Here is a 20,012-nt window from a genome sequence, read left to right on the forward strand (position 1 = left end):
GATGTCTTTATGTGCGGCCCCTAGCGGCGACGAAAGCGCGGTGCAATGGCCAGGGTGGCAAGCAGCAGCGCGAACGCCAGCGGAAGGGTGTTGCCGTAACGCGCGAACAGGGTCGGCGCTTTGGCTGCGGGCAGGCGCGAGGCGATGAACCCGCCCTTGTTCAGCGGGAGCGCGGCCAGCACCCGGCCGTCCGCATCGATCACTGCCGAAATGCCGGTCGTGGTGGTGCGGACCACCGGCAGTGCTTCCTCGATCGCCCGCAGCCGTGCCTGAGCCAGATGCTGCGGCGGTCCCCAGGCCCCGAACCACGCATCGATCGACGGATTGAAGATCGCCCCGGGCCGGTTGTTGCGGTCGACGGTTTCGCCCGAGAAGATGATCTCGTAGCAGAGCTGCACGCCGATATTGCCGAAACCGGGCAGGCGCGTCGTCAGCGAGCCGTCACCCGGGGTAAAGTCGATCTCGCTTTCGACGAGGCGTGACAGCCCGATTGCCGACAACACCGGCCGCATCGGCAGATATTCGCCATAGGGCACCAGATGCGTCTTGTCGTAGCGCGCCACAATGTCGCCGCCCGCGTCGAGCGCAAACACCGAATTGCGCGCCGCGACGAGGTCGCGATCCTTATTATAGAGGAGCAGACTGCCACCCGTCATCAGCACGTCGCGCGGACCCAGCAACCGCGCAATCCGCGTCCGCGCCCAGCTTTCCTCGGCAAGGTAATAGGGCACCGCACCTTCGGGCCAGAGCACGAGGCGTGGGCTCGCGGTCGGCGGGCCGGTCAGCGCCTCGAGCCGCGCCACATTATGCTCGTCGGCGTCGCTGTCGCGCTGCTGGGCGAGCGAGAGGTTGGGCTGGACGATGCGGATGGCCGGGCCGACTTCGCGGACGGCAGCCCCCGGTACGGTCGGTCGAAGCGGAATGCCCAGATAGAGCAGCACGAGGACCAGCGAGACCAGTCCCGCCGCAACCAGATGCGCAGGATCGCGACCCCGCTTGTCGGTCACGGCATCGCGCGCCCATGCGCCGAGCCACCACAGCAACCCCGCGACCAGCACGCACAGGCCCGACAGGCCATAGGTGCCGAGCCAGGTCGAATACGCCGCCGCCGGTGTCCCGACCGCGATCGCACCCAGCGGGTTCCACGCAAAGCCGGTGAACAAGGTCGCGCGGAGATATTCAGTCGCGATCCACGCCGCCGCAAAAGCCAGCGTGAGCGTCCCGCGTCCCGCACGCCCCCCGATCCGCCATGCCAGCAACGCGGCGAGGCCGGGATAGACCGCCAGATAAAGCGACAGCAGGGCGACCGCCAGATAGCCCAGCCAGTGCGGCATCGCGTCCTGAAAATCGAAAGCGTGCGCGATCCAGTTCAGCCCCAGCGCGAACTGCCCGACCCCGAACAGCCAGCCGCGGAGGAATGCCGCCCGCCCGCTGTCGGCGTCGCGGACCAGCATGAGCAGCATCGCAACCGCCGCCAGCGTCACCGGCCATAATCCCAGTGGCGCAAAGCCTGTCGCCGAAGCCAACCCGGCGGCCAGTACGATCGATTTGGGAAAGCGTGTCACGCGCCGCGATATCGCCGCTTGCGGTGCCGCGCGCAATCGGCTTCACCCTTACGTCAACGAAAAGCGGGAGAGTGTGCGTGCTGAAACGAATCGGCCTGGGGTTGCTGGTGCTGGTTGCGCTGCTCGCGGTCGCGGCATTGGTGTGGGAACCGCTGAGCGTCACCGCCGCCGCGCCGCCGCCCGCGCGCAGTTATGACGCCCAAATCGTCCGCGACGAATTCGGCGTGCCGCATATCTATGGCAAGACCGATGCCGATGCCGCTTATGGCCTTGCCTATGCCCATGCCGAGGACGATTTCTCGACCCTTCAGGAAGTCGTCGCGATGACGCGCGGCCGGACGGGCGCAATGATCGGCGCGGACGGCGCAAAGGTCGATTACGTCCGCGCGCTGCTCGATGTCCCCGGCACGGTGTCGCGCCACTATGCCGAAATCCCCGCCGATGTCCGTGCGGTGCTCGACGGCTATGCGACCGGTCTCAACCGCTACGCCGACAAGCATCCGGGCGAAGTGCGCCTGTCGAAACTCTTCCCGGTCAACGGGCAGGATATTGCCGCAGGGTTCGTCCTCCGCTCGCCGTTTTTCTTCGGTCTCGACGGCACCATCGGTGCCTTGAACGACGGCAAGGATGCCCCGCGCGGCACCGCGCAGCCGATGTCGGCAACCGACACCGCCGCGCTCACCCCCTATGGCCGCGACCCGTCGATGAACGGGTCGAATGCGTTCGCGGTGTCGCCGAAAAAGATGGCCGACGGGCGGACCTGGCTGATCTCGAACTCGCACCAGCCCTATGAAGGCGGTGTCGCCTGGTACGAGGCGAATGTGCACAGCGAACAGGGGCTCGACATGGCGGGCGCGCTGTTCCCCGGCTCGCCGTTCGTGCTGCTCGGCCATAACCGCAACCTCGGCTGGACCAATACCGTCAACGGACCCGACCTGATCGACGTGTACAAGCTCGTGCTGGGCGAGGACAAAAAATCGTACCGCTACGACGGCAAATGGCTGCCGCTCGAACAGCGCACGGTCTGGCTGCCGGTCAAATTCGGGCCGTTCACGGTGCCGGTGCCCAAGACCGTCTATCGTGCCGTGCAGGGGCCGGTGGTGGTCAACAAGAACGGCGCGTTCGCGATCCGCTATGCAGCGCAGGACAGCGTCAAAAACCTCGAACAATATTTCCGCATTCAAAAGGCGCAGGACTGGAGCCAGTGGACGCAGGCGATGTCGCTCGGCGGTATCCCCGCGACCAATTTCATTTACGCCGACAAGACCGGGCGGATCGCGTTCGTCTATAATGCGCTCTTCCCGCAGCGCGCGCCCGGCTTCGATTATCGCGGCGTGCTGCCCGGCGATACGTCGCGCGATGTGTGGAATGCCAACATCGGGTTCGCTGCCATGCCAAAGGTCGTCGATCCGGCGAGCGGCTGGGTGTTCAACGCGAACAACACGCCGTTCACGACGGCAGGGCCGGGGTCGGAGCTCGATCCGAAGTCGTTTTCGCCGATGCTCGGCATCGAGCGGCGGACGACCAACCGCATCACCCGCGCCATCGAACTGTTGTCGGCGGAAAAGGGGCCGATCACGCCCGAGCGGTTGCTCGCGATCAAATTCGACACCGCGTACAGCCGCGCGAGTTTTGCCGGTCCGTGGATCGAAAAGCTGCTCGCTGCCGACTTGAAATCCGAACCCGATTTGCAGCGCGCGCAGGCCCTGCTCCGCACCTGGGACTGGAACAGCGACGGCAATGCGCCCGCCGACGCGCTGGGCGAGGCAATGATGCACATGGCCAATCGCGCTGCCTATAATGGCGAGAAATCGCCCGACCCGCGCGCCAAGCTGCGCGAAGTGGTCGATGCGCTGATGAAGGGTTTCGGCCGCATCGATCCCCCGCTTGGCGACGTCCAGCGATTGCAGCGCGGCAAAGTCGATCTGCCCGCCAACGGCGGCACCGACACATTGCGCGCGGCAACAACATGGGAACCGCAGAAGGACGGTCGGATGCGGGTGAAGCACGGCGACAGTTTCATCATGCTGATCGCCTGGGATAAGGCAGGCAAGGTCGAGAGCCGGTCAGTGCAGCCCTATGGCGCGGCGACGACACGGCCCGACAGCCCGCATTACACCGACCAGATGAAGCTGTTCGAGGCGCGGCAGTTCAAACCGGTACATTTCGAGCGGGCAGACGTCTTGGCGCACGCCAAACGAACCTATCGACCTTGATTGCCCCGCATGATTGCAAGGCCGTTTTGTGCTGCTAATACACGGCCCCAAGAACGAGTTTCATTCGAGGATGCTTCCCATGATCCGCCCCACCTGCTTTGCCCTGGCACTTGTCCTTGCCGCGCCCGCATGGGCCGCCGACGCCCCCGCCCCCGTGTCGGCGCTCGTCGCCAAGGTGAACATTCCCTACGAACAGTTCACGCTCGCCAACGGCCTGCGTGTCCTCGTCCATACCGACCGCAAGGCACCCGTGGTCGCGACCTCGATCTACTACCATGTCGGATCGAAGGACGAACCCAAGGGTCAGACCGGCTTTGCCCATTTGTTCGAACATCTGATGTTCAACGGTTCGGAGAACTCTCCCGGCGACTTCTTCGAGCCGCTGCAACAGGTGGGCGCAACCGATTTCAACGGCACCACCTGGTTCGACCGCACGAACTATTTCCAGACCGTCCCGACTCCGGCGCTCGAAACCGCGCTGTTCCTCGAATCGGACCGCATGGGACACCTGCTCGGCGCGGTGACGCAGGAGAAACTGACCAACCAGATCGGCGTCGTCCAGAACGAGAAGCGCCAGGGCGACAACCAGCCCTTCGGCCTCACCGATTATTACGTCGCCAATGCGCTGTTGCCCGAGGGGCACCCTTATCGCCACAGCACGATCGGGTCGATGTCGGACCTGAGCGCGGCGACGCTCGACACCGTCAAGAACTGGTTCCGCGCCAAATACGGGCCGGACAATGCGGTGCTGGTGCTGGCGGGCGATATCGATGTCGCGACCGCCAAACCGCTTGTCGAGAAGTGGTTCGGGGCGATCCCGCGCGGTCCGGCGATCGCGCGGGTGACCTCCACGGTGCCAACGCTCGCGGCATCGAAGGACTTGGTGCTCAAGGACCGCGTCCCCTACACCCGCATCCAGCGTTACTGGTCGGTCGAGGGCGTCAACGGCAAGGACACGACCGCGCTCGAAGTGGCCGCATCCGTGCTCGGCGGCCTCTCGTCGAGCCGCCTCGACAATGCGCTGGTGCGCGGCGAGGCGATTGCGGTGAACGTCAGCGCCAGCGTCCAGACCTTCGAACAGATCGGCGAATTGTCGGTCACGGCCGATGTGAAACCGGGCACCGATCCCAAGCTCGTCGCCCGACGCCTCGACGAGGTCGTCGCGCAGTTCCTGAAGACCGGGCCGACCGCCGACGAGGTGCGCCGCGTCGCCACGCGCTCGATTGCGGGCACCATTGGCGGGTTCGAATCGGTCGGCGGTTTCGGCGGCAAGGCAGTCGCGCTGGCCGAGGGCCTCGTCTATTCGGGCGATCCGGCGAAGTACAAAAAGGATCTGGCAGCCCTTGCGGCAATGACGCCGGCAAAGGTGGCGGCGGCGGCGCGCAAATGGATGTCGCGTCCGGTGCTGCGCCTGACCGTCGAACCCGGCGAACGCGAGACCTCGCCCGCTGCGCTCGCCATTACCGGCGATCTGCCTGCGGGGGCGCAGAAACCGGCAGAGCCCCCCAAGCCCGCCGTTGCCGAGGCTGCCCCGGCCAAGCCGACGCGCGCCGCGCCGCCGCTCGGACAATTCCCGTCGCTGACCTTCCCGGCCATCGAGCGGACCAGGCTCGCCAATGGCATTCCGGTCTATTTCGCGCGGCGTTCGGACGTGCCGACGGTGCGGGTGTCGGTCGGTTTCGACGCGGGGTCCGCCGCCGATCCCAAGGAGCAGCTCGGCCTCCAGTCGCTGACCATGTCGCTGCTCGACGAGGGCACGGCGTCGCTCAATTCGACACAGATCGCCGAAACGCAGGAACGGCTGGGCGCGACGCTGTCATCGGGGGGCAGCCTCGACCGCAGCCAGGTCGGGCTCTATGCGCTGACCGCCAACCTCGCGCCGTCGCTCGACCTGCTCGCCGATGTCGTCCGCAACCCCGCCTTCGATCCGAAGGAAGTCGAGCGGCTGCGCAACGAACAGCTCGCCCGCATTGCCGCCTCGCTCAGCCAGCCGGCGGGCATTGCCAACACCATCCTGCCCGGCAAACTCTATGGCGACGCCTATCCCTATGCCCGCCCCTTCGGCGGCGCGGGAACGGTCGCGACGGTCAAGGGACTGACCCGCGACGATGTGGTCCGCTTCCAGCGCGACTGGCTCGTGCCCGATAATGCCGCGATCTACATCGTCGGCGATACGACGATGGCGCAGATCAAGCCGCTGCTCGAGGCACGGTTCGGCAACTGGCCGTCGAACCGCATGGCGCGCCCGAAGAAGGACTTCAGCGCCACGATCCCGGCCGCTGCTGCGACCAAAATCTACCTCGCCGACCGCCCGCAATCGCCGCAGTCGGTAATCCTCGCGGGGCAGGTGCTCGACATGACCGGGAAAGACCCGGCGCGCACCCTGCTCGATCAGGCCAATGACGTGCTCGGCGGGGCGTTCCTGTCGCGGCTCAACATGGACCTGCGCGAGACCAAAGGCTGGTCCTACGGCGTCGGCTCGTCGGTGCGCGGATTCGAGAACCGCGTCCCCTATATCATCAGTGCACCGGTCCAGTCGGACCGCACCGGTGAATCGGTGCAGGCGCTGCTCGACGATGTGAAGGCGTTCCTGACCACCAAGGGCGTGACGCCTGACGAACTGACCCGCACTGCCAATGGCAGCATTCGCGAATTGCCGGGTAGTTTCGAGACGTCCGCCGCCGTGATGGGCGGTCTCATGACCATCGTCCAGCTCGGGCGTCCCGACACTTACTATACGACGCTCGCCGACAAATACCGTTCGATGACAGCGGCCGACCTCGACCGCGCGGCACGTTCGGCAATCGACGCGAACAAGTTCGCCATCGTCGTCGTCGGCGACGCCGCCAAGGTGAAGCCGCAGCTCGAAAAGCTCGGCCTCCCTCTCGAAATCGTGCAACTGCCGACCGCCAAATAGGTGCGCGGCCCAACAGGAGAAACCAGAATGTCGAATGCAACGGGCAAATGGGATTGCGTCGTCAAATCGCCCCTCGGCGAACAGAAGTCCGTCATGACCGTCACCGACAACGGTGACGGCACGTGGTCGGGCGACAACACCGGCGCCATGGGTGGCCTGACCTGCGACAACGGCAAGTTCGACGGCGACAACAAGATTACCTGGACCATGGATATGAAAGTGCCGATGCCGATGCTGCTCGAATGCGAAGCAACCGTCGACGGCGACACGATCACCGGCGGGGTGAAAGCGGGCATGTTCGGCACCTCGCCCCTTTCGGGTACGCGAGTTAGCTGAATTCTTTTCGCCGAGCGCTAGCGAGGTGCTCCTTCGAGCGTCAGCGAGAAGCAGGCAAAGAACCTCGCTGGCGCTCGGCGTGGCTTCTCGCTGACGCTCGAAGAAGAGCATTATTGCCATGTCCTTTGATCGCCAGCCCATTCTCGTCGGCACCCGCGTCGAGCTTCGCCCGACGCGGCCCGACGACTGGGCGGCGCATTGGGCCATCGCGGCGGACCCGCTGCTGTGGGAAGTCCATCCGGCGTGGGACCGCTACAAGGAACCGGTGTTCCGCGCCTATTTCGACGCCAACCTGGCGTCGGGCGGATCGCTGACCGTCATCGACAGCGCGTCCGGCACTGTCATCGGCGCATCGCGTTTTTGGGAAGTGGACCCCGCCACCGGCACGGCGGAAATCGGCGCGACCTATGTCGCCCGCGCGCACTGGGGCGGCGGTGCCAACCGCGAGATGAAGCGCCTGATGATCGGCCATGCTCTGGCGGTGCTTCCGGCTGTTACTTTCCGGATCGGGGCGGCCAACACCCGCTCGCGCCGCGCGATCGAAGGGATCGGCGCGCAGCTGACCGGTCGCACCGACATGTCGATGATGGCGGGGGTGCCGACCGAACATGTTATCTATGAAATTTCGCGCGAAGCGTTCACGCGCGGTCCGCTGTGCCGGCCCGCATAGGTGGTTCGCATTTTGTTCTTGACAAACATAGCCATATAGGTTAAGTAACGTCTCTGCCGACTCGAGCGTCCGATCAACGCAACGGCTGGCAGCGCGGGCAAAAGCGCCCGTGACATGCGACCGGCGCGGAGCCATCCGGTTTTCAAAAGCCGATGCATCGCCGTCGGATCGCCGAGTTGCCCGGCTGTCCGGGGTGTACAGAACCCGAAACTTCTCTCGCGGTCCGGCAACGGACTTACGACGGCGATCATCGCCGCATAAGCGAGAGACTGACGCTGCGGCAACGACCGCCGAATAGTTCGTTTCTATAGGCACTCTTCGGCGCAGCCACATCGATGCGAAGCCGGGTACGAAGGCGATACGGCACCCTCTAACCAAGCGTGCCCAGACTGGAACGACCCACAAAGTCGTCCCGCCCGGATGCCCGTGGCAGGACGCGCCGGTCGCATTTTACGCGCGAGGGGATCGGGCGGGGGAAACATGCGTCCGGAAATGTAGGAGAATCTGTGCGGTTTCACCGCAACCGGGTAATGTGCCCCATCTTGCGGCCGGGGCGCGCCTCGCCCTTGCCGTAGAGGTGCACATGTGCACCGCGTTCGGCCATCAGTTCGGGCCATGCCGCAACATCGTCGCCGATCAAATTGGTCATCTCGACCCCGGCCGTCACCAGCGCGGTATCGCCCAGCGGCAGCCCGCAGATCGCGCGGATATGGTTTTCGAACTGCGAGGTGAACGCGCCTTCGGTCGTCCAATGGCCGCTGTTATGGACGCGCGGCGCCATTTCGTTGAACACCGGTCCATCGGCGGCGGCAAAGAATTCGATCGCCAGCACGCCGACATAATCGAGCGCCGCCGCAATCCGTTCGGCCAGTGCCCGCGCCCCGGGCAGTTGCGCGGCGATGTCGCGATGCGGCGGCACGGTCGAGGTCGCGAGAATGCCGTCGACATGCACGTTCTCCGCAGAATCCCATAGAACGGTGGCCCCGTCCTGTCCGCGGGCGATCAGAACCGAGAATTCATGGGCAAAGGGGACCATCGCCTCCAGGATCGCCGGACCGCCGTCGATTGCGGTCCATCCGGCTTCGGATTCGGCGGGGTCCGACAGCCGCGCCTGTCCCTTGCCGTCATAACCGAAACGTGTCGTTTTGAGGATCGCGGGCGTCCCGACGGCCGCCAATGCTGCACCCAGTGCCGCAGCATTTTCGACTGCCGCCCATGTCGCAGGGGTGCCGCCATGCTGCGCAGCAAAACTCTTTTCGCTGACGCGGTCCTGCGCGATCCTCAGCGCCGATAGCGGCGGAAAGACCGGTGTCCGCGCCGCGACCTCCTCGAGGGGGCCGGCATCGACATTTTCGAATTCATAGGTCGCCACATCGACGCTGTCGGCGAAGGCAGCGAGCGCGGTGCGGTCGTCATAACCGGCGACGATCAATTTTGCTGCAACTTCGCCCGCGCAGCATTCGGGGTCGGGATCGAGGATATGGACGCGGTAGCCCAGCTGCGCGGCGGCCATCGCCAGCATCCGCCCCAGCTGTCCGCCGCCGATAATGCCGATGGTCGATCCCGGCGCGATGGTCCTCATTGCCCGGGTTTCACTGCGGCGCGTCGGCCACGGCGTCGGTCTTCGCCTGACGCCACGCCGTCAGCCGCGCGGCCAGCGCCGGATCGGACAGCGCCAGAATCGATGCCGCCAGCAATCCCGCATTGGTCGCGCCCGGCTTGCCGATGGCGAGCGTCCCGACCGGCACTCCGCCCGGCATCTGCACGATGGAGAGCAAGCTATCCATCCCGCTCAGCGCTTTCGATTCGACCGGCACACCCAGCACCGGAAGTGCCGTCATCGACGCCGCCATGCCCGGCAGATGCGCCGCGCCGCCCGCGCCCGCGACGATGACTTTCAACCCGCGTGCTTCCGCACCCTTGGCATAGTCGAACAGACGTTCGGGGGTGCGGTGCGCGGAGACGATCCGGGTTTCATGCGCAACGCCGAGTTCGCCCAGCACATCGGCGGCGGCGCGCATCGTGTCCCAGTCGGACTGGCTGCCCATGATGATCCCGACTTGCGGGCCCGTTTCTGTCCCAGTGCTTGTCATCGCCCGATTGCCTCCCGATGCCGCGCGCACCTAGCGTCGGGCGGGGGCGGGCGCAATTGCTCCGTCGTGGAGCGGTCCGAGGCCCGATGTTGACACCCGGCGGCTAAACGGCGCTTCTCGTGCACCTGATGACTCGAATGCGTCCCGATCCGGATTCTGCCGCGCTGCGTACCGAGAACGCCGAACTCCGGCGAGAGGTGCGTGCCTTGCGGCTTCAGGTTGCCGAACTCGAACGGCTGGCCGACAGCGATACGCTGACCCCGCTGCTCAACCGGCGCGCGTTCCTGCGCGAAGTCGAGCGCGGCATTGCCCGCGTTGCACGCCACGGCAGCGCGATTGCGGTGATGATCGCCGATCTCGACGGGCTGAAGGCGATCAACGACAGCGCCGGTCACCAGTCGGGCGATGCGGCGCTCATGCACGTCGGCTATTCGTTGAAGGCGGAACTGCGGGCGAGCGATATCGTGGCACGCATCGGCGGTGACGAATTCGGCCTGATCCTCGAAGAACTCGACGAGGCCGCTGCGGTCGCCAAGGCAGCCGCACTTGCCGATGCGATTGCGGCGGATCCGGTCGGCGGGATGCGCGTGTCGATCTCGATCGGCCACGCCCTGATCCGCGCCGGCGACACGCTCGACGCCGTCATCGCCCGCGCCGATGCGGCCATGTACGACCGCAAACGCGGTCAGCGTTCGGAGAGATAGTAACGCTCGCGTGCGGTCAGGTCCTCGTTCAGGTCATAGACGATCGGCTGGCCGGTCGGAATTTCCAGCTCGGTGATGTCGGCGTCGGGAATATTCGACAAATGTTTGACCAGCGCGCGCAGCGAGTTGCCGTGCGCCGAAATGACGACGCGCTTGCCGGCCTTCAGTTCGGGCGCAATGCGGCGGTCCCAATAGGGCAGGACGCGCGCGATGGTGTCCTTCAGGCTCTCGGTCGCGGGAATGGCGATGCCGGCATAACGGCGATCCCCCGACAGGTCGTAGGCACTCCCCGCCTCCATTGGCGGCGGCGGAATATCGAAACTACGCCGCCACACCTTGACCTGCGCGTCGCCGTGCTTCGCGGCCGTCTCAGCCTTGTCGAGGCCGGTCAGCCCGCCATAATGGCGTTCGTTCAGGTGCCAGTCCTTCTCGACCGGCAGCCACAATCGCCCCATCGCCTCGAGCGCGAGGTTGAGCGTGCGGATCGCGCGCGACTGAACCGACGTAAAGCAAATATCGAAATCGAGGCCCTTGGCGGCCATGAGTTCGCCCGCCGCACGCGCTTCGCCGACTCCCTTCTCGGTCAGGTCGACGTCCCACCAGCCGGTGAAACGGTTTTCGAGGTTCCATGCCGACTGGCCGTGGCGGATGAGGACGAGGGTGGGCATTCAAGCAACTCCGATAAAATCTGCGGGGGTGACGACGGTAAGGGTTGGAAAAAGCGGTGCCATATCGCGGACGTTCCAGGTGACGATGCAATTTGCGCCATGCACAATAGCAATCTGGCCGATGAGATAGTCGTACAGTTTTGGTCCACGCCCATTCTGACGCGCGAACGTTCTGATCGCGTCCATCGTCAAATCTGCGGTAAGGGAACCAACCGTGACCCGTCGCGCAAATGCGTTGAGAATGAACGATATTGTTTCCGGCGCGAACGGCGGACCGATCCGTCCACCGGTCAATTTGTTGTACACTTCCGAAAGCGAATGTGCCGCAATCAGCAAGTCGCCATCTTTACAGCATTCGATCAGCTGTGTTGACGGTTCGTGATGCACATGATTGCTGTCGAAATAAGCAATCAGCACGTTGCTATCGAGCAAAACCTTCATTGGTAAAAAAGGTCGCGATCCCGGTCTTCGTTAATCGCTGCGATCGTTTCCTCGATCGTTTCCCGCCGTCGCCCGTCGGCCTTGAGGACAAGAAACCGGCCCTTACGAATCACACCCTCCGGCAAACTCTCCTCGACCGGCGGCAGAGGACGGTAAGTTTGCAGTGCCTCTTCGACGACTTGCGTCGCCGATTTGCCCGTCTCGGCGACAAGCTCGGCGACGCGCGCCCGCGCGGCGTCGGAACGGATGTTGAGCTGGGCGGCGCGGCGGGTCACGGGATCATGGCTAGCACAATGGGCGCTAACTGGCTAGCCACTAGAGTTCGAGGTGTAGGAACTGGTTGAATTCGCTCCGTTCATAGCCGCCGAACGCCGCGCCATCGGTAAAACCACGCCGCCGATAAAGTGCCAGCGCCGGGTCGAAGGCTACGCCGGATCCCGTCTCCAGGCTCAGCCGCCGGTACCCGCGCAGCCGTGCGACGCCGATGATGTGGTCGAGCAGCGCCGCAGCTATGCCTTTACGAAGATGGTCGGGTGCCGTCCGCATCGATTTCACTTCGCCCGTCCCATCGCCCAGGTCTTTCATCGCGCCGCAGCCGAGCAGCATGCCGTCGTCCCACGCGGTCCAGAACGTCACGTCCGCGCTGCGCAGGCGGTCGATATCGAACGCGTACACACTGCCCGGCGGCGAGTTGCGGTGCATTTGTTCGAGGTGGTAGCCGAGCAAGGCTCCTATTTCCGGCCCGCTCAGATCGTCTTCGATAATTCTCGTGCTTGGCCGCATTACAAATCGTCGATCATGCCCGCCAGCGTGGCCAGACAGTCGCGCGCCAGTTGACGCGACCGTTCGGGCGACCAGCCGCGTGACGGATCGGGCGCGTCGGCGTTATCCTTGAACGGCATCTCCAGCGTCATCGCGACGGCATCAAAGCGTTCGGCGAGCTGGTTGGTCGACATCGACAGATTCGCCTTGCCCGCGACCGCCACCGGATATCCGTGCTTGGTCTGGAAATCGGGCGTCCGCGCAGCAAGTTCGGTGGCGAAGCGCATGTAGAGGTCGCCCTGTCGTTGTGTCCATGACGGAATACCGTCGAATCCGGCGAGAAAGACATAGGGAATCGCTTCGTCGCCGTGGACGTCCATCGCGAAATCGACCCCGGTCGCATCCATCGCCGCGCGGACATGGAATACTTCGGGTGAGCGTTCGAGGCTCGGTGCGTGCCATTCCCGGTTGAGGTTCACGCCGACGGCATTGGTCCGCAAATGCCCACGCGCGCTGCCGTCGGGGTTCATGTTGGGGACGATGTGCAGGGTCGCCGCCGCGCGCAGCCGTGCGGCGACCGGATCGTCTGAAACAAGCAGGTCGAGCGCCCCTTCGGCCCACCATTCGGCCATGCTCTCGCCCGGGTGCTGGCGCGCATAGAGCCAGATCGCCTTGGGACCGGTGCCCATCGTCAGGCAATCGATCGGTCGGCCGTCGAGCGTCTGGCCCAGTTCGGTCAGCTTCACGCCTGGCTCAGCGGCGATGCGCGCGACCAGATCGTGATGCTGTTCCATCGAATAGGGCGCGTGATAGGCGAGCCAGACGGCATCGTGCGCGGGTGTGTGCACGACTGTCAGCACGCCATCGGCATAGCTGGTTTCAGCCTGCTGCCAGTCGTGGCGGTCGTCGCTGAACCGCGCACGATAGCCGGGCCAGCCGAGCGGATAGGCCGCGTCGGCACAGTTCACGATCCTGAGCGTCACGGCCCGTCCCTTCGCGCCCGCGACGCGAAAGTGGAACCATTGGTAGAAATCGCTGTCCTTGTCGTGGCGGATCGCAAGCGTTGCGGTGTCGCCGTCGATGCCGAGAACCTCGATATTGCCGGAGTCGAAATTGCTGGAAATGCTGAGCGTCATTTGACGCTGATAGTGCGCCCCGACTGGCCGGGGAAGTCCCGGAAAAGCGCGGCGGCCAGCCGCTCGATCCGCTCGCCGCCTGCGGCACCCGATTCGGATTCGGCGCGCCCTTCCCACACGGTCTTGCCCGTGCTGCGGTCGCGCAACTGGACGAACAGCCGAGTGACTGTCGTGTCGCGACCGCGCGGGGTGCCGACGCCGAAGCTGCCACCGATGCCGAAACCGCCGCCCCAGCCGCCGGTGCCGCCCCCGATGCCGATGGTCACCGGCGAGCGTCGCACCGGGTCGCGGCGAACGTCTTTGGTCACTTCGACGGTGTAATCGTACCGCGCGGCGCCCTCGCCCGAAAAGCCGATGCGCGCCAGTTCCTGCACGACGGCGGTGTCGTACGTCGATTGTTCGAGCGACACGGCCGTTTTCATCGGGGCGACCGGGCCGGGCACGATTGCCTCGGCGATCGCGAATCGGGTGACCTGCACCGGTCGCGCGATTGCCGGCATCGCGGTCGAAAGGGCGACGCCGAGCGCGGCGACAGCAAACAGCTTTTTCATCGTCATGGCTCCTAGCCTATATGCGGCATGATGAACGGCGGATGGACCGCAATCCCCGCCCCATGCGCCTTGACTTGGCGACCCCTGCCGACTAGGCGCGCCGCTTCCGATTTCAGACACAATCAAGAAAAGCCGCAGCCATGAAGATTCGCAACTCGTTGAAGAGCCTCAAGGACCGTCACCGCGACAACCGCGTGATCCGTCGCCGTGGCCGCACCTATGTCATCAACAAGACGAATCGCCGCTTCAAGGCGCGCCAGGGCTGATCGCCCCGGTGGCGGTGCACGCCGTCGTCTTCGATGTCGGCAAGGTGCTGGTCGAATGGGGCCCGCACTATCTCTATGACAAGCTGATCCCCGATGCGGCCGATCGCGCGGCGTTCCTGCGCGATGTTGTCACGACCGCGTGGCATTTCCAGCATGACGCGGGGCGACCTTTCGCCGAAACCAGCGCCGAACTGATCGCCGAATTTCCGCAGCACCGCGCACTGATCGAGGTGTGGGGCCCGCGCTTTCTGGAAACGATTCCGCATTTGATCCCCGGCATGGCCGATCTGGTCGCCGAACTTGCCGCGCGCGACGTAGCGCTGTTCGGGATCACCAATTTTTCGGGCGAGTTCTGGAAACCGTTCGTCGCGCGCGAAGCTGTTCTGTTCGCGCCATTCCGCGACATCGTCGTGTCGGGCGACGAGAAGCTGGTGAAGCCCGATCCCGCGATCTACCGGCTGGCGCTGCGGCGATTCGGGCTTCAACCGGGCGAAGCCATGTTCATCGACGACAATCTGGCGAATGTGCAAGGTGCCGAAGCCGAGGGGTTTGTCGGGCATCATTTCGTCGATGCACCGACTCTGCTTGCGGACCTCATTGCGCGCGGTCTGCTTTAGCGCCCCCCGACTTTCAGCTCTTCGCCGGTCAGGCGCACGACGTGGAGCACATTGGTCGACCCCGGCACGCCGAACGGGACGCCGGCCATGATGATGATACGGTCGTCGGGACCGGCGAGCTGGTGGCGCAGCGCCATGCGCTTCGACTTCGCCACCATCTCCTCGAAATCCTTTACGTCGCGCGTCTGGACGGCGTGCGTGCCCCAGACGATTCCCGTGCGGCGCGCCGTATCGGCCTTGGGTGTCAGCACCAGCAAAGGTACCGAGGGACGTTCGCGCGAGACGCGGCGCGCGGTCGAGCCCGACGCGGTGAAACACACGATGGCCTTGGCCCCGACCGTGATCGCGATTTCGCGGGCTGCATCGGCCAGCGCGTCGGCGGTCGTCGGGTCCGACTTGGTCTCGGTAAAATGCAGCCGCGCGAAATAGCCGGGATCGCTTTCGACCGATCGTGCGATCGCGTCCATCATCGCCACCGATTCGACCGGCCATGCGCCAGCCGCCGACTCCGCCGACAACATCACCGCATCGGCCCCGTCGTAAATCGCGGTCGCCACGTCGGACACTTCGGCGCGGGTCGGGGAGGGCGAGGTAATCATCGATTCGAGCATCTGCGTCGCGACCACCACGGGCTTGCCCATCCGCCGCGCCGTCTCGACGATCCGCTTTTGCGCAGGCGGCACGGCCTGGGGCGGCAGTTCCACCCCCAGATCGCCGCGTGCGACCATCACCGCATCCGCCAGTTCGACCAGTTCCTCCAGCCGGTCGAGGGCGGCAGGCTTCTCGATCTTTGCGAGCAGTGCCGCGCGTCCGCCGATCAGTTTCCGCGCTTCGGCCAGATCCTCGGGCCGCTGTACGAACGACAGCGCGACCCAGTCGACACCTTGGTCGAGCGCGAACGCAAGGTCGCTGCGGTCCTTCTCGGTCAGCGCCGCCATCGGCACGACCACATCGGGCACGTTCAGCCCTTTGCGGTTGCTCAACATCCCGCCGACTTCGACGCGGGTCATGACATGGTCGTCGGCCATGTCGCTGACCCGCAGCACCAGCTTGCCGTCGTCGAGCAACAGCCGCGCGCCGAGCTTCAGCGCCTCGAAAATCTCCTTGTGCGGCAGGCACACCCGGGTCGCATCGCCCTCGGCCGGATCGCGGTCGAGGCGAAAGCTTTGGCCCGTCACCAACTCGACCTTGCCGCCCACAAAGGTGCCGACGCGCAATTTCGGTCCCTGAAGATCGGCCAATATCGTCGTCGGACGTACCAGCGACTTTTCGAGCGAGCGGATCGCCGCGATCACCGGCGCATGATCGCCCTGCACCCCGTGGCTCATGTTGATGCGGAACGCATCGGCCCCGGCGCGGATCAGCTTTTCGATCATCTCGGGCGTGTTGCTCGCCGGACCCAGCGTGGCGAGCACACGGACTTTGCGGGCGCGGGGGGCAAGCGAACGGTGCAAACAACATCTCCTGACGGGCGGGTGACGCAATCGATAGCGGCCATTTGCGACCGACGAAAGCGAGGCGGTTGAGAATAGGTATTCACTCGCCTAGGGACGCCGCTTCGATTCTGACTGGCGACGTTCCAGGGCTGCAGGCCCGCTCATCACGAACGCTGCTTTTGAACCAAGGAGATCACATGGCCGAGGCCACAGTTTCAGACGATCGTTTGCGCCTTCTAATCGAGCGGGTCGAGCGCCTCGAAGAGGAAAAAAAGGGTATCGCCGACGACGTTCGTGACGTTTACGCCGAGGCCAAAAGCGTGGGGTACGACGTCAAAATCATGCGGCAAATTGTCCGCCTTCGCAAAATGTCGCATCAAGACCGGCAGGAAATGGAAGCGATTCTGGATCTGTACAAGGCGGCTTTGGGACTGGGGTGAACACAGAGCAGCTAGTCCTTCGCGGTGCGACGGACAGCCTCGTATTCCTTCAGCGTTGCGGGATTGCCAATCCTTAGATCGTCGGCCAGCTCTTTCAGCTCCCGGAGATATTCGGCCTGACTCTGCACCGTCGCGGTCATTGCACCCTCGACAAGGCCGAGCACCCACCGGATTGCGGCCCAAGTCGCGACAATGTCGCTGGGTTCGATGATCAGGTCGGCCTTGCTCTTGGGGTGAGTAACGCGGTTTCTGATCCCAACGGCCCGTTTGAGGCTGGACCAGCCTGCTCCTGCGAAATCGACCGCCAGATTCGGCGCAATTGTCCCCGCTAGATTGGTCGTCATCCGTATCATTGCCGTCAGGGAGAGATATTTGGGCTGGGTGATAACTCTACCGGTTTCGCTAACCGAATAAGTGAGTTCGGCGAGAGCAAGCTGCGTAGCTGGCGGCAACTCGCCGTGAACCGATGCTGCGACTTCGCGAATATGCTCGCGATAGGTCCACACCGCGCCCTCAATGAATGCGAACAATGTCCGAATCAGGTCGCGTCGTGCAGTTTGGCTGTCGTTTGTCTCGCGACGATCCAATGCAGCAACTGCGTCGCTCATCAACATCCTGAGGAATGTTTCGCCGAGCTCGCCTGTCTCGTTACCCGCAATCGTCATGCGACATCCTCCTCGCGACGGCTAACTTGCCCCGATTACGCGGCTAAGTTAAGCGCCCGCAGCCTCTTCCAACTAACCGTGCAAAGCAAAAAGAACCCATGGCAGGCCATTCCAAATTCAAGAACATCATGCACCGCAAAGGTGCCCAGGATAAAAAGCGCGCAGCGGCGTTTTCGAAGCTGAGCCGCGAGATCACTGTCGCGGCGAAATCCGGGTTGCCCGATCCGGCCATGAATGCGCGCCTGCGCGCCGCCGTGCTTACCGCGCGCGCAGGCGGCATGCCCAAGGACAATATCGAACGCGCGATCAACAATGCGTCGAAGGGCGACGGCGCGAATTACGAGGAAATTCGCTATGAGGGGTTCGGCCCCGGCGGTGTCAGCCTCATCATCGAGGCGCTGACCGACAACCGCAACCGCACCGCGACCAACGTCAAGACGGCGGTGTCGAAGAACGGCGGCAACCTTGGCGCGCCGGGCGCGGTCAGCCATGCCTTCGACCGGCTCGGGCTGATCGCCTATCCCGCCAAGGCGGGCGATGCCGATGCGGTGTTCGAGGCGGCACTGGAAGCAGGCGCGGAGGACGTGTCCAGCGACGAGGACGGCCACCAGATCTGGACCAGTGTCGAGACGCTGCACGAGGTCGGCAAGGCGCTCGAGTCCGCCATCGGCGAAGGCGAAGGCGCGAAGCTTGCGTGGCGGCCGCAGACCATGGTCACCGTCGGCGAAGGCGATGCCGCCTTGCTGATGAAACTGCTCGACGCGCTCGACGAGGATGACGACGTGCAGACCGTGTGGGGCAATTACGACGTGCCGGACGAAGTGATGGAGAAGCTCGCCTGATCATCCTCGGCCTCGATCCCGGCCTCGGCACCACCGGCTGGGGCGTGATCGCGGTTGCCGGGAACCGGCTGACCCATATCGCCAACGGCCAGGTATCGACCGATCCCAAAGCCTCGCTGGCTGAGCGGCTCGTGGTGCTCGACCGCGAACTGGCGGACGTCATCGCGCGCCACGACCCGCAAGCGGCGGCGGTCGAGGAAGTGTTCGTCAACAGCAACGCGCAATCGACCTTGAAATTGGGTCAGGCGCGCGGCGTGTGCCTGCTCGCCGCGGCGCGCACCGGCATCCCCGTTGCTGAATATGCGACGCGGCTGGTGAAAAAGGCAGTCGTCGGCACGGGCGCTGCGGAAAAAGCGCAGGTTCAGGCAATGCTCAAGATATTGCTCCCCGGCGCGAAGCTCGCGGGTGCCGATGCCGCAGACGCGCTCGCGGTCGCAATTTGCCATGCGCACCATGCGCGGAGTCTGCGACTTCCCTGAGCCTGTCGAAGGGCGGTGAGAGGCTTCGACAAGCTCAGCCAAGCCGGTTAGGGGGCAATTGTGATCGCAAGACTGACCGGCACTCTCGCGGAAAGCGCATCGGACCATGCGGTGATCGACGTCGGCGGCGTCGGCTATCTGGTGCAGGCGTCGGCGCGGACGCTCAACTTTCTCGGCGCGGTCGGCGGCAGCGTGATGGTGTTCACCGAGATGCAAGTCCGCGAGGACGCGATGACCTTGTTCGCGTTCGGCAGTGCTGCCGAGCGCGACTGGTTTCGCCTGCTCACCGGCGTGCAGGGAGTCGGCGGGCGCGTCGCGCTCAGCATCCTGTCGGTGCTCGACGAGGGCGAACTCAGCCGCGCGGTCGCGACGCAGGACAAGGCGATGGTCGCCCGCGCCAACGGCGTCGGTCCCAAACTCGCCGAACGCATCGTGCGCGAGCTGAAGGACAAGGTCGGCGGCGTCGCGCTGTCAACCCCCGGTGCAGTGCCGGTGGCGGGCGTATCGGCGGACGCGGTGTCGGCGCTCACCGGCCTGGGCTTCAAACCCGCCGAAGCGAGCGCGGCAGTGGCGAAGGCGGAGGAGGAGCTTGGGGCAGGTGCGGGGCTCGACGCGCTGGTGCGGGTGGCGTTGAAGAAGGTGGGGCGGTAGGATGCGGGTCAGGAGGTCGATATGGTCGATATGAGCGCATTGGTCGGCACCGTTCGCCGTCTCGGCATGGCGGGGCCGCCATATGAAGTGCTTGGGCCGACCGGGCCGTCGGCGTCGGGCGAAGCGCAGGTTCGCATCTATCTCATTGAAAGCGGCGAAGAGGTCGAGCATTCGCTCGAACAAGTGCTGGCCGATCCGCTCGACGACTGATGTTTGCCATCGGTTTCGATCTGCTCTGGCACCAGACGCGCAACACGCATCCCAAGGGCGTCAGCCAAGCCTATGCCGACATCGGCGCGGTGCTCAATCGCTATGGTTTCACGCGGGTGCAGGGCAGCGTTTACGTTTCGCAGGGCGACAGCCTCGTCAACGTGACGCTCGCGATGAACGCGCTCAAGGCGCTGCCGTGGTTCCCGACCTGTGTCCGCGACATCCGTGCGTTCAAGGTCGAGCATTGGAGCGACTTCACGGATTTCATGAAATCGTGAACTTGTTCAGGATTATCAAGGCCTCATTCTCGCCCAGAGAGGTAGCTATTGCAGGCGTCATTGTATCTT

Annotated in this window: 24 protein-coding genes; 13 read left to right on the forward strand and 11 right to left on the reverse strand. The window is 64.7% G+C overall.

Going from position 1 to position 20,012, the window contains the following annotated elements; all coding sequences use genetic code 11:
• Positions 1 to 20: 20 nt before the first annotated feature.
• Positions 21 to 1,565 carry an apolipoprotein N-acyltransferase gene (gene lnt / locus M0209_RS15865; RefSeq protein ID WP_258889243.1) on the reverse strand — a complete coding sequence of 515 codons (1,545 nt, stop codon included), beginning with the start codon at positions 1,563 to 1,565 and terminating at the stop codon, positions 21 to 23.
• Between the two features lie 77 nt (positions 1,566 to 1,642).
• Between lnt and M0209_RS15870 the strand changes: the two genes are divergently transcribed.
• From M0209_RS15870 to M0209_RS15885, 4 genes are all read left to right on the forward strand, one after another.
• Positions 1,643 to 3,781 carry an acylase gene (locus tag M0209_RS15870; RefSeq protein ID WP_309547075.1) on the forward strand — a complete coding sequence of 713 codons (2,139 nt, stop codon included), beginning with the start codon at positions 1,643 to 1,645 and terminating at the stop codon, positions 3,779 to 3,781.
• 70 nt (positions 3,782 to 3,851) lie between these two features.
• Positions 3,852 to 6,698, forward strand: coding sequence for a pitrilysin family protein (locus M0209_RS15875; protein ID WP_258889244.1), 2,847 nt, complete (start codon positions 3,852 to 3,854; stop codon positions 6,696 to 6,698).
• 27 nt (positions 6,699 to 6,725) lie between these two features.
• The gene (locus tag M0209_RS15880; protein WP_258889245.1) at positions 6,726 to 7,034 is read left to right on the forward strand and encodes a hypothetical protein; all 309 of its coding nucleotides are present in this window, start codon (positions 6,726 to 6,728) and stop codon (positions 7,032 to 7,034) included.
• Between the two features lie 118 nt (positions 7,035 to 7,152).
• Positions 7,153 to 7,704 (forward strand): GNAT family N-acetyltransferase, encoded by a 552-nt coding sequence (locus M0209_RS15885; protein ID WP_258889246.1) that lies wholly within the window; start codon positions 7,153 to 7,155, stop codon positions 7,702 to 7,704.
• A gap of 514 nt (positions 7,705 to 8,218) precedes the next feature.
• Here the strand turns inward: M0209_RS15885 and M0209_RS15890 are convergent.
• Entirely contained in the window at positions 8,219 to 9,286 is a 1,068-nt protein-coding gene (locus tag M0209_RS15890; protein ID WP_258889247.1) for a 5-(carboxyamino)imidazole ribonucleotide synthase, read from the reverse strand.
• A 10-nt stretch (positions 9,287 to 9,296) separates the two neighbouring features.
• Entirely contained in the window at positions 9,297 to 9,797 is a 501-nt protein-coding gene (gene purE / locus M0209_RS15895) for a 5-(carboxyamino)imidazole ribonucleotide mutase (protein WP_258889248.1), read from the reverse strand.
• A 137-nt stretch (positions 9,798 to 9,934) separates the two neighbouring features.
• Here purE and M0209_RS15900 point away from each other — a divergent pair, with 137 nt between their 5' ends.
• On the forward strand, positions 9,935 to 10,501 hold the full coding sequence (locus M0209_RS15900; protein ID WP_258889249.1) for a GGDEF domain-containing protein: 567 nt from the start codon (positions 9,935 to 9,937) through the stop codon (positions 10,499 to 10,501).
• Here M0209_RS15900 and gpmA read toward each other — a convergent pair.
• The 6 genes from gpmA to M0209_RS15930 are packed head-to-tail and all read right to left on the reverse strand — an operon-like array spanning position 10,483 to position 14,059.
• On the reverse strand, positions 10,483 to 11,169 hold the full coding sequence (gpmA, locus tag M0209_RS15905) for a 2,3-diphosphoglycerate-dependent phosphoglycerate mutase (protein ID WP_258889250.1): 687 nt from the start codon (positions 11,167 to 11,169) through the stop codon (positions 10,483 to 10,485). The two genes, M0209_RS15900 and gpmA, sit on opposite strands and share 19 nt — an antisense overlap.
• A complete protein-coding gene (locus M0209_RS15910) occupies positions 11,170 to 11,610 on the reverse strand; it encodes a PIN domain-containing protein (protein ID WP_258889251.1) in 441 nt (146 codons plus the stop codon).
• Positions 11,607 to 11,885 (reverse strand): hypothetical protein, encoded by a 279-nt coding sequence (locus M0209_RS15915; RefSeq protein ID WP_258889252.1) that lies wholly within the window; start codon positions 11,883 to 11,885, stop codon positions 11,607 to 11,609. Before M0209_RS15915 ends, M0209_RS15910 begins: the two co-directional genes overlap by 4 nt.
• Before the next feature lie 40 nt (positions 11,886 to 11,925).
• Complete coding sequence (locus tag M0209_RS15920; protein ID WP_309547077.1) at positions 11,926 to 12,336, reverse strand: GNAT family N-acetyltransferase; 411 nt, start codon at positions 12,334 to 12,336, stop codon at positions 11,926 to 11,928.
• 56 nt (positions 12,337 to 12,392) lie between these two features.
• Positions 12,393 to 13,508, reverse strand: coding sequence for a M14-type cytosolic carboxypeptidase (locus M0209_RS15925; RefSeq protein WP_258889254.1), 1,116 nt, complete (start codon positions 13,506 to 13,508; stop codon positions 12,393 to 12,395).
• Positions 13,505 to 14,059 carry a DUF4136 domain-containing protein gene (locus M0209_RS15930; RefSeq protein WP_258889255.1) on the reverse strand — a complete coding sequence of 185 codons (555 nt, stop codon included), beginning with the start codon at positions 14,057 to 14,059 and terminating at the stop codon, positions 13,505 to 13,507. The genes M0209_RS15925 and M0209_RS15930 overlap by 4 nt, the downstream gene beginning before the upstream one ends.
• A 140-nt stretch (positions 14,060 to 14,199) precedes the next feature.
• Here M0209_RS15930 and ykgO point away from each other — a divergent pair, with 140 nt between their 5' ends.
• On the forward strand, positions 14,200 to 14,325 hold the full coding sequence (gene ykgO, locus M0209_RS15935) for a type B 50S ribosomal protein L36 (RefSeq protein ID WP_003046794.1): 126 nt from the start codon (positions 14,200 to 14,202) through the stop codon (positions 14,323 to 14,325).
• Between the two features lie 8 nt (positions 14,326 to 14,333).
• Complete coding sequence (locus tag M0209_RS15940; RefSeq protein WP_408988213.1) at positions 14,334 to 14,942, forward strand: HAD family hydrolase; 609 nt, start codon at positions 14,334 to 14,336, stop codon at positions 14,940 to 14,942.
• Here the strand turns inward: M0209_RS15940 and pyk are convergent.
• Entirely contained in the window at positions 14,939 to 16,396 is a 1,458-nt protein-coding gene (gene pyk, locus M0209_RS15945; protein WP_258889262.1) for a pyruvate kinase, read from the reverse strand. The two genes, M0209_RS15940 and pyk, sit on opposite strands and share 4 nt — an antisense overlap.
• 179 nt (positions 16,397 to 16,575) lie before the next feature.
• Here pyk and M0209_RS15950 point away from each other — a divergent pair, with 179 nt between their 5' ends.
• Positions 16,576 to 16,818 carry a DUF2312 domain-containing protein gene (locus M0209_RS15950; RefSeq protein ID WP_258889263.1) on the forward strand — a complete coding sequence of 81 codons (243 nt, stop codon included), beginning with the start codon at positions 16,576 to 16,578 and terminating at the stop codon, positions 16,816 to 16,818.
• Positions 16,819 to 16,829: 11 nt separating this feature from the next.
• Here M0209_RS15950 and M0209_RS15955 read toward each other — a convergent pair whose 3' ends face one another.
• Positions 16,830 to 17,483, reverse strand: coding sequence for a hypothetical protein (locus M0209_RS15955; protein ID WP_258889265.1), 654 nt, complete (start codon positions 17,481 to 17,483; stop codon positions 16,830 to 16,832).
• A gap of 98 nt (positions 17,484 to 17,581) precedes the next feature.
• Here M0209_RS15955 and M0209_RS15960 point away from each other — a divergent pair, with 98 nt between their 5' ends.
• The 5 genes from M0209_RS15960 to M0209_RS15980 are packed head-to-tail and all read left to right on the forward strand — an operon-like array spanning position 17,582 to position 19,943.
• Entirely contained in the window at positions 17,582 to 18,325 is a 744-nt protein-coding gene (locus tag M0209_RS15960; protein ID WP_258889266.1) for a YebC/PmpR family DNA-binding transcriptional regulator, read from the forward strand.
• Entirely contained in the window at positions 18,322 to 18,804 is a 483-nt protein-coding gene (ruvC, locus tag M0209_RS15965) for a crossover junction endodeoxyribonuclease RuvC (protein ID WP_258889679.1), read from the forward strand. Before M0209_RS15960 ends, ruvC begins: the two co-directional genes overlap by 4 nt.
• A gap of 60 nt (positions 18,805 to 18,864) precedes the next feature.
• Entirely contained in the window at positions 18,865 to 19,455 is a 591-nt protein-coding gene (ruvA, locus tag M0209_RS15970) for a Holliday junction branch migration protein RuvA (protein WP_258889267.1), read from the forward strand.
• Positions 19,456 to 19,476: 21 nt separating this feature from the next.
• Complete coding sequence (locus M0209_RS15975) at positions 19,477 to 19,665, forward strand: DUF5397 domain-containing protein (protein WP_258889268.1); 189 nt, start codon at positions 19,477 to 19,479, stop codon at positions 19,663 to 19,665.
• Complete coding sequence (locus tag M0209_RS15980; RefSeq protein WP_258889269.1) at positions 19,665 to 19,943, forward strand: virulence factor; 279 nt, start codon at positions 19,665 to 19,667, stop codon at positions 19,941 to 19,943. The genes M0209_RS15975 and M0209_RS15980 overlap by 1 nt, the downstream gene beginning before the upstream one ends.
• Positions 19,944 to 20,012: the final 69 nt, after the last annotated feature.

Origin of the sequence: Sphingomonas sp. SUN039 (genome assembly GCF_024758725.1) — a bacterium.
GTDB lineage: Bacteria > Pseudomonadota > Alphaproteobacteria > Sphingomonadales > Sphingomonadaceae > Sphingomonas_O.